This is a genomic window from Sphingopyxis sp. L1A2A, from assembly GCF_005502465.1.
Taxonomy (GTDB): Bacteria; Pseudomonadota; Alphaproteobacteria; order Sphingomonadales; family Sphingomonadaceae; genus Sphingopyxis.
On the sequence record NZ_SCOT01000034.1, the window covers coordinates 23292 to 34047 of the forward strand.

The 10756-nt window shown below is 66.5% G+C and carries 9 protein-coding genes; 5 read left to right on the forward strand and 4 right to left on the reverse strand.

Features of this window, described 5'->3' with window-relative positions; all coding sequences use genetic code 11:
- Window positions 1–2 precede the first annotated feature (2 nt).
- The 4 genes from FFS68_RS14920 to FFS68_RS14935 form a co-directional block, all read right to left on the reverse strand.
- Complete coding sequence (locus tag FFS68_RS14920; RefSeq protein ID WP_137753987.1) at window positions 3–1220, reverse strand: diguanylate cyclase; 1218 nt, start codon at window positions 1218–1220, stop codon at window positions 3–5.
- A complete protein-coding gene (locus FFS68_RS14925) occupies window positions 1217–1762 on the reverse strand; it encodes a YfiR family protein (protein WP_137753988.1) in 546 nt (181 codons plus the stop codon). The genes FFS68_RS14920 and FFS68_RS14925 overlap by 4 nt, the downstream gene beginning before the upstream one ends.
- Window positions 1763–1901: 139 nt before the next feature.
- Window positions 1902–2438: a peptide-methionine (S)-S-oxide reductase MsrA gene (gene msrA / locus FFS68_RS14930; RefSeq protein ID WP_137753989.1), complete on the reverse strand. Its 537-nt coding sequence runs from the start codon at window positions 2436–2438 to the stop codon at window positions 1902–1904.
- Window positions 2439–2505: 67 nt separating this feature from the next.
- Window positions 2506–3498: a M48 family metallopeptidase gene (locus FFS68_RS14935; protein ID WP_137753990.1), complete on the reverse strand. Its 993-nt coding sequence runs from the start codon at window positions 3496–3498 to the stop codon at window positions 2506–2508.
- Window positions 3499–3602: 104 nt separating this feature from the next.
- Here FFS68_RS14935 and FFS68_RS14940 point away from each other — a divergent pair, with 104 nt between their 5' ends.
- The 5 genes from FFS68_RS14940 to FFS68_RS14960 all read left to right on the forward strand — a co-directional run bounded on the left by FFS68_RS14940 (window position 3603) and on the right by FFS68_RS14960 (window position 10308).
- Window positions 3603–4652, forward strand: a complete 1050-nt coding sequence (locus FFS68_RS14940; protein ID WP_137753991.1) for a COX15/CtaA family protein — start codon at window positions 3603–3605, stop codon at window positions 4650–4652.
- Window positions 4649–5449 (forward strand): hypothetical protein, encoded by an 801-nt coding sequence (locus FFS68_RS14945; RefSeq protein ID WP_137753992.1) that lies wholly within the window; start codon window positions 4649–4651, stop codon window positions 5447–5449. Before FFS68_RS14940 ends, FFS68_RS14945 begins: the two co-directional genes overlap by 4 nt.
- 180 nt (window positions 5450–5629) lie before the next feature.
- Window positions 5630–6109 carry a 50S ribosomal protein L13 gene (rplM, locus tag FFS68_RS14950; protein ID WP_137753998.1) on the forward strand — a complete coding sequence of 160 codons (480 nt, stop codon included), beginning with the start codon at window positions 5630–5632 and terminating at the stop codon, window positions 6107–6109.
- Window positions 6109–6606, forward strand: a complete 498-nt coding sequence (gene rpsI / locus FFS68_RS14955; protein WP_137753993.1) for a 30S ribosomal protein S9 — start codon at window positions 6109–6111, stop codon at window positions 6604–6606. Before rplM ends, rpsI begins: the two co-directional genes overlap by 1 nt.
- A 261-nt stretch (window positions 6607–6867) precedes the next feature.
- Complete coding sequence (locus tag FFS68_RS14960; protein ID WP_249340182.1) at window positions 6868–10308, forward strand: autotransporter domain-containing protein; 3441 nt, start codon at window positions 6868–6870, stop codon at window positions 10306–10308.
- The last annotated feature ends 448 nt before the right edge of the window (window positions 10309–10756 follow it).

The following is a 10756-nucleotide window of genomic DNA, read 5'->3' on the forward strand; positions in this document are numbered from 1 at the left end:
GGTCATACTCGGGAACGATTGGTCAGTTTATCGGCGTACATGGCGGCATCGGCGGCGGTCAGCAGCGCCGTCGCGTCATCGCCGTCGTCAGGATAAAGGGCGGCGCCGACGCTGACCGACGCGCGATAGGTCTCGCCGCCTGGCAATTCGACGGGTTGGGCGACGCAGGCCCGGATTCGGTTTGCCAGGTCGTTGGCGGCGGTTTCAACGTCGATCGGATCGACGATGACGATGAATTCGTCGCCGCCGATGCGCGCCGCAAAGTCGCCTTCCCGCAATGTTTCCTTGATGCACGCCGACAGCGCGACCAGCACCGCATCGCCCGCCGCATGGCCGAAATTGTCGTTCGCTGCCTTGAAATTGTCGGCGTCGATAAACAGCAGCGCAAAGCGGCTGCCGCGGGCGTCCGCCGCCGCAATGCGCATCGCAAGCTGTTCGTCGAAGGCGTCGCGGTTGGGCATCGCGGTCAGCGTGTCGTGCGACGCGCGGTGCGCCAGCATGGCGCGCTCGCTTTCCATATGGCCCTGCCAGCCCTGCAATTCATCGAGCAGTGCGTTGATGTCGCCGCCCAACCGGTCGAGTTCGGCGATCCCCAGCGGTTGCACCCGCTTGTCGAACCGGCGGTGCAGACGGACGTCGTGCGCGACGGTGGCGATCTCGTTCAAAGGCTTGACCAGCTCATATTCGAACCGCCGCGCGAGGAAAATGGTGCCAAGCGCGGTGATGAGCAGGCAGCCGAGACCCGCAAGCAAGCCGATGCGGACATAGTCGATCAACGTCGAACTATCGCCCCAAACCTCGATCGTGCCGATCGCCGATCCGTTGCGTTCGACGGTGACCGCGAAGGGGCGGGGAAAGAACATGCGGGTGAGCAGCGGCGCCGGGTCGGCCATGGGTGAGGCCCACTGGGTCAGCGGCTGTCCGCGGTCATCGAGGACGCGCAGGCGCGCGATGCCGGGAATACGGGTCAGCGGTTCGAGTCCCTCGCGCGCGGCCTGCGGATCGTTGAACACCAGCGCCGGTTCGACGCCATAGGCGCCCAGCTGCGCCGCCAGTTCCATGTTGCGATCGGCATAGCCGCGCAGCGCGGTCACCCCGGCCAGCAAGATGGTCAGGCCCGACAGCGCCACCGCGAACAGGGTGATACCGAAGTGAAAGCGCGACAGCAGCTTTTGCAGCGTCGTGCGCGCGCCGATGCGTTCGGGGGCTTTGCCGGTCATGACGCGCCTCCGTCGCCGCGGCCGATATTCAGCACCCGCGGGTCGATCCGCAGCGGGCCGCGCCCGATGGCGTCGAGGTTGACCGAAAAGCTAAGGCTGGCGGCGCGGCTGCTGAGGCAGAACATCGCGCCAAAAATGCACGCGGCATCGTCGTCGGTGATCGTCAATATCGGGCGGCCGCGGACCCAGGCGATCAATTGCCGCCGGTCGGCGATCGCCATGCGGCCGAGGAACAGCACATCGCAGTCACCGCGACTGGTCACCGCCGCGACGCTCAGCCGCCGCACCAGAACCGATCCGGCGCCGGGAACGTCGGGCGCCATGCGATTGGTCAGTCGCGGTGTTCCGACGACACACATCACGCGCGCCGAATCGGCCGATCCATCGGGCCAGCGCGCATAGCTGACGATGCCGCCGACCATCCGGTTGACCGCGCGCGCCATGCCGTCGTCGCTGTCTTCGACGACCGTCTGGCTTGCGGCCTGAACCGACATCTGGGGCGTCGTCAATGACGCGCCGATCAGAAACAGCGATGCCAGCACTTTGCAGCGACCCCCACCTGCGCCTGGACCTGGTCTGCCCTAGCGAGGGGGTGTCCGGTAGCCAAAACTACTGGAAAGTCAATGAAAAGTGACGTCATGCAACCATATTGCAACAGTCGGCGCGGCGTCGCGGGCGCCGCTATTCGGGGCGCAGCCGGTCGGCGAACCCCTTGCGCAGCTTGGCGAGTTTCGGCGGGATGACCGCCATGCAATAGGGATTGCGCTGGCCTTCGCCCTCCCAATAGGCCTGATGATAATCCTCGGCCGGATACCAGTCGGACGCCGGTTCGATCGTGGTGACGATCGGCGCCGGCCAATCGGCAGCGGCGCGGTCGAGCCCAGCCCGCGCGGCGTCGCCTTGAGCAGCGTCGAGCGGAAACAGCGCGCTGCGATATTGGGTGCCGACATCATTGCCCTGGCGATTGAGCGTTGTCGGGTCGTGGGTCGCGAAATGGACGTCGAGCAGGTCGTCATAGGAGATGACCGCGGGATCAAAGGTGATGCGGATCGCCTCGGCATGGCCGGTGTCGCCGCCGCACACCTGCTTGTAGGTCGGGTTGGTGACCTGACCGCCGATATAGCCGCTTTCGACGCCCTCGACCCCGGCCAGCGACTGGAACACGGCCTCGGTGCACCAGAAGCAGCCTCCGGCAAAAATTGCAGTTTCCTGGGTCATGGCGTCGATCCTTGTCTGGGGGAGGCGTCTGGAAAGCGGATGCTGCCAAAATAGGAGGCGCCGGACGCTATTCCAAGGGCGGCGGTGTATCGATCAGCGGCGGGCGCAGCGGCTGGCCCTTGGCGCGGGCGGCGGCAATCGCCGCGACCTCGACCTCGATCGACGCGACGCGGTCGCGCCAGCGCGGGTGGGTACCGGCCTGAAACAAGGGGCGGCCCTGGCGCTGGCCGAATTTTTCCCAAAAGCGCGCCGCGGCGGCGGGGTCATAGCCAGCCCCCGCCAGCAGCCAGGCCGACAACCGGTCGGCCTCGATCTCGGTCTGCTTGAACAGCCGCGCGCTGCGCCCGAACTGCTTGCCGAGTCCGCGATCCACCCCGGCGGCGTCGAGGCGGGCGCGATGGCGCAGGATATTGTGCGCGAGCTCATGCGCGATCGCTGCCGCAAGTTCGGCGTCGTCGCGGGCAAATTGCGCCAGCCCATGATTGACGAGCACCATCCGCCCGTCGGCGATCGCGCCGGGCCTTTCGTTCGCCTCGACGCGAAAGTCGCTGACGCATCCTGCAACCGGCGTGATGGGGAGCGCCGCGGCAGCACCCACGTCGAGCGTGAGCGGCGCGGCGGGGGGCAGCGCCGCGAGCTGCATCTCGATCGCGGTGATCCGGGCAAAGGGGTGCGCGTCCCGGCCATTCGGCACCGGTGCCGCGGCAATCCCGAGCACCGCCATACCGACGCGCATCCCGGCCAGCGCCGCCGGTCCGGTCGGGGCGACCGCGGCGATAAAGGGCGCGTCGCGATCCGCCGCGCCATAGGCGGCAAGCGCCTCGCGCCGCCGCTCGACATCATAAAGCCGCGGGTCCCCCCAGATCCAGCCGAACTGCGGTTGTTGTATCCGGCACCAGGCGGCGTTGGCGGTGGTCAGGCGAAACCCGATGGCCGCGACGCGCGCTTCCAGCGCGGCGAGCGAGGCATAGGGCGAGGGGGCAGCGCTTGCCGCGGCATGGACCGGCGCTGCGGTCAGCAGCGCCAGCGCGGCAAGGATCAAAGGAGCAGGACGCAGCATCGCGCCCGCTTATCAAGCCGCGCCTGTCGCGGCCATGAATTTCCCCGGCCGCGCCGGTGCCGACCTCTTGCCTATCGCCGGGCAAGCGCCGATAGGGCGGGGCGATGACGAACGCCGCGCCCCTGTCTTCACCCGCTGCCCACCACCCCCGCCCCGCCACGCTCGCGCGCTGGCTGTGGGCCGTCGCGCTGCTGGTGGTCATCGTGGTCGGCGTCGGCGGGATCACCCGGCTGACCGAATCGGGTCTGTCGATCACCGAATGGCGCCCCGTATCGGGGGTGCTGCCGCCGCTCAACGAGGCTGATTGGGCCCGGGAGTTTGAAAAATATAAACAAATCCCCGAATATCGCGAGATCAACCTCGGCATGACGCTGGCGGGGTTCAAGGCGATATTCTTCTGGGAATGGCTGCACCGCATCCTGGGGCGCGTGGTCGGCATGGCGATGCTTGTGCCGCTGGCCTGGTATGCATGGCGCCGCGCGATCCCGGCGGGCTATCACGTTCGTTTGCTGGCGCTGACGTCGCTCGTTGGGCTGCAAGGAGCGCTCGGCTGGTGGATGGTCGCATCGGGGCTCGAATATCGCACCGACGTCAGCCATTTCCGCCTCGCCGCGCATCTTTTGACCGCGCTGTTCCTGCTCGCGGGGCTCGTCTGGACCGCGCGCGATCTGGATGCGTTGGTGCGCGACCCCGCGGCGCGACCCGCGCAGCTTACGAGTAGCGGGACTGCAGTGATCGCGATCCTGTTCGTCCAACTGCTGCTCGGCGCGTGGGTGGCAGGGCTCAACGCCGGATTCGTCGCAAGCAGCTGGCCGCTGATGAACGATCATTTCGTGCCCGAGGGCATCGACTGGGCGGGCGGTATGTGGCTGGCGCTGACCAATGATCCGTTCCTGATCCATTTCCTGCATCGCTGGTGGTCGTGGATCGCGGCGCTGGCGCTGTTGCTGCTCGCGCGCGCTTTGGCGCGGCGCGGCGCGCCGGGCGAAGCGCGGCTGCTGGTCGCGGTGGTCGCGGTGCAGATGCTGCTGGGTATCTGGACCGTGGTGTCGGGCGTATCGATGTGGGTCGCCGTGGCGCATCAGGTGGTGGGGGCGATCCTCGTCGCCATCGCCGCCGCGGCGCTGCACCGGCTGGGCCGCTCCGCCGCATGATGTTGCTCGGCGGTCTTGGCGGCGCGCTGCTGCTGATCGCTCAGCCGCTGGCAGCCCCCGGCGACGGGCCGGTCGCGGCGTCGGCGCAGGTCCAGTTTTCCCCGCCCGTCGGCCGCCCGATGACCTATCGCGTCACGACGCGCCGCATCGGCCGCGACGGGTCGCTGATCACCTTTTCGCTGGTTTATACGCTGCAGTGGCAGCGGATCGGGCGCGGTTACCAGCTCAACGCCGTGCTGCAACCGATCGATTCGGACGCGTCGCCGGCCGTTTCGCGGGCATTGACCTCGATGCTCCAGCCGTTGGTGGGCGAGGAAATCGCCTATCTGGTGGCACCCGACGGCAGCCGCATCGACCTGGTCGATCCCGACGGCCTGTGGGAGCGGGTGACGGCGCGGATGCAGGCGACGGGCGCTGAGGCTGAGCGCCCCGAGGCCAAACAGCTGGCGCAGCTGATCGCCGCGCTGCCGGCTGCCGAGCGTGACCGGCTGGCGACCGCTGACATTCGGGCGCTGGTGGCGCCCGCGAACGGCGCTATTCCGGTCGTGGTGCCGGGCAATGACGCCAGCGTATCGATAACGCACGACGGGCCGCTGCGGACGATCGCCAAGGCGGAGCGGGACACGATTCCTGCGGCTGGCGCGGCGCAGCCTTTGGATACCGACCATGTTTGGACGATCGATACCGCGACCGGCTTGGTAATCCGCGAACGGCGGCAGAGCTGGATTGTCGGGGTGAAGGGTGACGAACGGACGCTCGTCGAAGAGCGGGTGCGTGCGCTAGAATTCGCATCTTGAGACACGCGGTATCATAATACCTGTCAGCAAAGCCGCGCGATACTTGACTTTCCGCGCGCTTGGCGTCATTGGCCCGCTCCGAAGCGCCGCTGCGTCCCCCGGGGATCAAGCGGCGCGGTTTGTTTCGGGCGGCAGCATCGCTGCTCGTCCTCGTCCATATCTGTCAAGGAGGTCGCCATGATGAAGGCGCTGACCAAGACGACCCAGTCGGCAAACGCCGCGACGGTCGAAAAGAAATGGGTGCTGATCGACGCCGACGGCCTGGTTGTGGGCCGCGTCGCATCGATCATCGCCAATATCCTGCGCGGCAAGCACAAGCCGTCGTTCACCCCGCACGTCGATTGCGGTGACAATGTGATCGTCATCAACGCAGAGAAGGTGGCGTTCACCGGCAACAAGCTGCAGGACAAGCGTTACTACAAGCACACCGGTTATGCCGGCGGCATCAAGGAAACGAGCCCGGCGAAGATCCTCGAAGGCCGTTTCCCCGAGCGCGTGCTGGAAAAGGCTGTCGAGCGCATGATCCCGCGTGGCCCGCTTGGTCGCCAGCAGATGCGCAACCTGCGCATCTTCGCCGGCAGCGAACATCCGCATGAAGGACAGAGCCCCGAAGTGATCGACGTCGCGTCGATGAACCGCAAGAACAAGGTGGGTGCATAATGGCTGACGAACAGACCATGACCGATCTCAAGGATCTCGCCGGCGCCGCCATCGGCACCGACGCTCCCCAGATCTCGGACGCGCCGCTGCGCGAAAAGATCGTCGACAAGCAGGGCCGCGCTTATGCGACCGGCCGCCGCAAGGACGCCGTCGCCCGCGTGTGGTTGAAGCCCGGCACGGGCAAGATCACCATCAATGGCCGCGACCAGGAAGTCTATTTCGCGCGTCCGACGCTGCGTCTTGTCATCAACCAGACGTTTGGCGTTGCCGATCGCATCGGCGCCTATGACGTCGTCGCAACCGTCAAGGGCGGTGGCCTGTCGGGCCAGGCTGGCGCCGTAAAGCACGGCATCGCGCAGGCGCTGACCCGTTTCGAACCCGCGCTGCGCGGTGTGGTGAAGTCGGCCGGTTTCCTGACCCGCGACAGCCGCGCCGTCGAGCGTAAGAAATATGGCAAGGCCAAGGCCCGCCGCAGCTTCCAGTTCTCGAAGCGCTAATCAGTTTCTTTCGTCGACGGACGGAGAAAGGAAGGGCGGTCCGGCAACGGGCCGCCCTTTTCCGTGTCCGCGGCCGGCGCGATGAATTGAGTTAAACATCGGTAAATAGGCCATTGTCTAATCGCCGCCGGCCGGTAAGCTATCCCAATGCGCTGACTCCTGACCCGGAAGAGGCACGCTCTAATACTATGGGGGTAGTTTATGAATTTTCGCGTTGATTCGCGGCGCTCGCGCCGCGGAGGTCTGTTGGCATCCGTTTGCGTGGCCAGTCTTTTCCACGCCGCGCCTGCGCTGGCTCAGGCTGACGTCAGCGTCGCGCCGACGGGCGGCGACGGCTATATCGCCGCAACCCGGCCCGAACCGCAGGCCGATCTGGTGTCGATCACCGCCGGGCCGACGATCCAGCAGATTACGCCCGAACCCGAAATCCTGATCGCCAATCCGGGCACCCCGGTCACCGCCCGCGATCCGGTGAACATCACCGGCATCGGCCAGATGATCGTCGATAATGGCGGCGGTTTTGTCGGCCTGTGCACCGGTACGCTGATCAATCCGCGCACCGTGCTGTTCGCGGCGCATTGCGTGAACAGCCGCGCCGCGACCGCCTATGGCGCCAATTCGGGCGGCACCGCGATCGGCTTTGGGTTTGAAACCAACACCCGGGCCAACGCTGCCGGCCAGACCGATGAGCTGGTGCGCTGGCTGCTTGGCGGCGCCGGCGGGGCCGGCAAATATCAGACGAACACGGCGCAGGCCTTCTACAATGCGAACTGGCTTGCCTATAATCCGCTGTCGCTCGAGCCCGAAGCGCGCAGCTTTCTTTACGGCGACGTTGCGGTTGCCGCGCTGGACACACCGGCGGCGAATATCCCGACCTGGGCGGTGCTGTTCTCGCCGCTGCCCGCGCCCGGCTCGATCACCGCGGCCGGTACGGGCTATAATGTCGGCATTGCCGGTTACGGCAACACCGGCACGGGGACGAGCGGTGCGTCGGGCAGCGACTTTCGGCGCCGCGCGGCCGAGAATATCCTTGGCGCGCTGACCGATCTTCAGACATTCGAGGGCTTCCTGTTTGGCGGTGCGCCCAACGGCCTGACCCAGAATCTCTATTTCATGGATTTCGACGATCCGCGCCGCGGCATGACCGGCGCCAGCCCGTTCGACTTTAATGCGTTTCGTGACAATGCGCGCACCAATCCGAACGGCGCCTCGCTCGAAGGCATTACGTCGCAGGGCGATTCGGGTGGGCCGCTGATCCTCCAGAATTTCTCGCGCCAGGTGGTGATCGGGGTGTTGTCGGGCGGCTATACCCGCTTTTTTGCGGGCCAGCCGGCGAACGGCTATGGCACCGTGTCCTTTTACCAGCCGGCCTATCTCTATTGGGATTGGATCGCTGCGAACAACCCCTATCATTATGTGTCGGCCAAGGCGGGCAACGGGTCGTGGACCGATCCCAACCATTGGGTTTCGACGATCGACCCGTCGTACATGATCTTGTCCAACGGCCAATTGGTCAACGGCATTCCGGCGCTGACGGGCGAGCAGAAGACCGGCACCACCGGCGATTTCGGCCAGATCTGTTTCCAGAGCGGCGGGGTCAGCGATTGCCTTGACACCCGCACCGGGGTCGAGGTCGTCGAAAATCGCCCGATCGGCACTTCCGACGACAATGCCGGTTCGGCGTCGATCACGGACATCGCGGCGGCCGCCGCGGCGACCCGCGACGGCCTGATCCCCGGCGCGCAGCCCGAAGCGCAGGCGGCGGCGACCCCGCTGCCCGTCGCGACGCTTGCCAACGGCCTGCCGGGCGCGAGCAATTTCGTCCCCAACAATGTCGATCCGGTCCGCACTGCGGGTACCGCGCCGCGCTATTTCGACGTGACGCTCAGCGCGACCGGGCTCACCACGCTGTCGGGCGCCAACGTCACCGTTGATCGCCTGACGATCGGCACCGCGGGCGCAGCGCTTCAGATCGATGCGGGCGCATCGCTGTCGTCGCTGATCAACGTCAACCAGCTTGCGGGCATGGTCACGGTCAACGGCACGCTCAGCTCGGTCGGCGATTACAGCCTGTTCGGCGGCGGGCTGATGGGTTCGGGGCGGATCAACGCGCCGTTCCTGACCAGCGTGCTCGGCCAGATCGCGCCGGGTACCCCGACGGCGATCGGGACGCTGACCGTCGGCGGCAATCTGGTGCTGTCGTCGGGCAACAACCTGTTCATCAACTTCGGTCCCAACGGCGCGTCCGACGTGCTGGCGGTCGTGGCGAACGGCACCGCGACGGGGTCGGCGACGCTGGGCGGCGCGGTCAGCTTCTCGCCGATTTCGGGCTATCAGGTGACCGCGGGCGATCGCTACACCTTCCTGACCGCGGCGGGCGGCGTGACCGGAACCTTCGGTTCAGCATCGGCGATTTCGGCGATCCTCACCCCGCGTCTGACCTATGGCCCCAACAGCGTGTCGGTGGAGATCCAAGCGGGTCTTTACCGCAATGTCGTCGCCGCCACCGCGGTGCAGAGCGCCTATGCCCAGCTGCTCGACCAGTCGCGCGGCACCGCTGGTCTCGCCAACGTCTATGGTCCGCTCGATCTGCAGAACGCCGCGACGATCCGCGCCACGCTGGAAAGCTGGGCGCCGCGCACCGAAACGCTGCGCGGCTCGCTCGCGACGGTGGCGGTCGACAATATGTCGCGCTTCACCCGCGATCGCCTGCTCCAGCTCGATGATGGCGACATGGGCGGCACCTTGTCGATGATCGGTCGTCCGGTGCAACTCGCGCACCTCAACATGACCGCGGCCGGCGCCGACACGATGGCGGTGCGGTCGGACAGCGATGCGGTGACGGTGCAGCAGGGCCGCTTGCCCGACGACACCAGCGCCTTTCTGGCTGGCGGCTATCTCGACGGCGACAGCCGCCCGATGGCCAGCGCGTTGCCCGGCGGCGGCCGTGACCAGTTCGACGGCTTTTATCTGGCCGGCGGCATCGAAAAGGCGCTCGATGAAGGCAGCGTGATCGGTTTCGCGCTCAGCTACACCGACGTCGATGGCACCACCCCGGTCGCGGGACAGACCGCCAGCGGCAGCCTGTATCAGGGCACGCTGTACGGCAAGGCGGCACTGGGCGGCGGAATCGAACTGGTGACGCAGGTCAGCGCCGGTGCGTTCGATTCGCGCACGACGCGGGTCGCCGACCTGATCGGCACGCCGTTCACGCTGACCGGCGACGACACCGCGCTGATCTTCACTGGCGAAGTCAGCCTGGGCAAGAATTTCGACCTTGGTTCGGTCGAATTCGGGCCGCGGGTTGCGGCGCGGGCGAGCCATATCGGCTTTTCCGACATCAAGGAAAATGGCGGCGGCCCCGCACTGCGGCTCGACCGGTCGAGCTTCAACAGCCTGCAGGCGCGCGCCGGTCTGGCGCTGTCGGGTAAGAAGGGGAGCAGCTTCCAGCCGCACCTCAGCGCCGATTTTGTCCATGAATTCGAAGACGCCCCGGCCTCGTTCGGCGCGACCTTCGTCGGCGGTCCCGGACCCAATGCGATCTTCGGCCTCGCCGGGACCGACAAGGACTGGTTTGAAGTCGGCGGCGGCATCACGGTGACCACCGGCAATGTCGACCTGTCGATCGGCGCCGACACGACGATCGGACGCAAGGATGTGTCGAACCAGAGCTATCGCGGTTCGGTGACCTTCCACTTCTGATCGAAACCCGAACAAAGGGGGGAAGGGCGGTCCGGCGACGGGCCGCCCTTTTTCGCGGCGGTTTGGGGGGTGGTGAGCAGCCATTGCCGTCTGTGGTTATCCCGGGCCGGGGCGGCGATCCGGCTGGCGCATGGACCGGGCCATCATGCCAAAGTTCAGGAAAGTTCAGCCTAGTGCAGCGCCCGATTTGTCACGCCGGGCGAACAGGCTGCGGCCGAATCCTGAGTATATCCGTAAGCCGGGCGGCGACCGTTTTTCCACATATTGAAAGAGCTGACCCGGAGGCTGGCACAGCGGAATGATGTAGGACAGCGTTTTTTTTGCGGCGGATGGCGGCTTTGGGGTGGATTTAAGACGTTCCCCTCCCTTTCAGGGAGGGGTTAGGGGTGGGTGCGAGCGCTAGCGAGCCGAGGCAGAGCGCCGCCTTCGGCGGCCACCCACCCCCGAC

Coding starts and splice junctions, on each gene's coding strand:
- FFS68_RS14920 (WP_137753987.1), bottom strand. CDS start 1,220: ATGACCGGCAAAGCCCCCGAACGCATCGGCGCGCGCACGACGCTGCAA.
- msrA (WP_137753989.1), bottom strand. CDS start 2,438: ATGACCCAGGAAACTGCAATTTTTGCCGGAGGCTGCTTCTGGTGCACC.
- FFS68_RS14935 (WP_137753990.1), bottom strand. CDS start 3,498: ATGCTGCGTCCTGCTCCTTTGATCCTTGCCGCGCTGGCGCTGCTGACC.
- FFS68_RS14940 (WP_137753991.1), top strand. CDS start 3,603: ATGACGAACGCCGCGCCCCTGTCTTCACCCGCTGCCCACCACCCCCGC.
- FFS68_RS14945 (WP_137753992.1), top strand. CDS start 4,649: ATGATGTTGCTCGGCGGTCTTGGCGGCGCGCTGCTGCTGATCGCTCAG.
- rplM (WP_137753998.1), top strand. CDS start 5,630: ATGAAGGCGCTGACCAAGACGACCCAGTCGGCAAACGCCGCGACGGTC.
- rpsI (WP_137753993.1), top strand. CDS start 6,109: ATGGCTGACGAACAGACCATGACCGATCTCAAGGATCTCGCCGGCGCC.